Origin of the sequence: Paenibacillus sp. OT2-17 (genome assembly GCF_009827695.1) — a bacterium.
GTDB classification, from domain to species: Bacteria; Bacillota; Bacilli; order Paenibacillales; family Paenibacillaceae; genus Paenibacillus; species Paenibacillus polymyxa_B.
Genome location: NZ_WUDQ01001025.1, coordinates 1 through 621, shown reverse-complemented (window position 1 = coordinate 621; position 621 = coordinate 1). Strand labels below are relative to the sequence as shown.

The following is a 621-nucleotide window of genomic DNA, read 5'->3' as shown; positions in this document are numbered from 1 at the left end:
AACGCTTAAACAACAGAGAGTCCTCCTTAATAGTAATCGTAATTTTTACGCTTTAATTCATAAATCATATCGTAACCAAATGAAGGAGCTTTGTAAATATGTAATTGATGAGTGTGTATGTAAATTCATATGAAAAAAGGCTGCATAACCAATAGTGAGATGGTTAGCAGCCTTTAAGTATATTTAGATATTTTTAATTTGGAGTGGCAAAAAAATTATAAATTAATGCATGGGTGCTTTGGCAGTGCCATGTTCAACATGAACTCTGCGGATGAAAAACGCAAGGATCAAACCGACCACACTGATGATCATCGCAAAGAAAAATGAATTTTGTGATCCGATTGCCATGGCATTAGCCATTTCATTTACGGATTCAGGCATACTGGATTGGCTCAAATAGCTGTCCATGCCTTTCGAGAGAATGCTTACCGCTACGGCTGTACCGATAGCACCAGCAACTTGTTGGAGCGTGCTCATAATGGCCGTTCCGTCTGGGTATAGATCCATAGGGAGCTGGTTTAGGCCGTTTGTCTGAGCTGGCATCATAATCATGGAAATGCCGATCATCAAGCAACTATGAAGCACAATAATGAGTACGAGAGTTGAAGTTGTTGTAATGCC

Annotated in this window: 1 pseudogene; it reads right to left on the bottom strand. The window is 39.6% G+C overall.

The features are described from left to right. Nucleotides 1–222 precede the first annotated feature (222 nt). Nucleotides 223–621, bottom strand: a pseudogene (locus tag GRP75_RS28850) (MFS transporter); the annotation flags it as partial.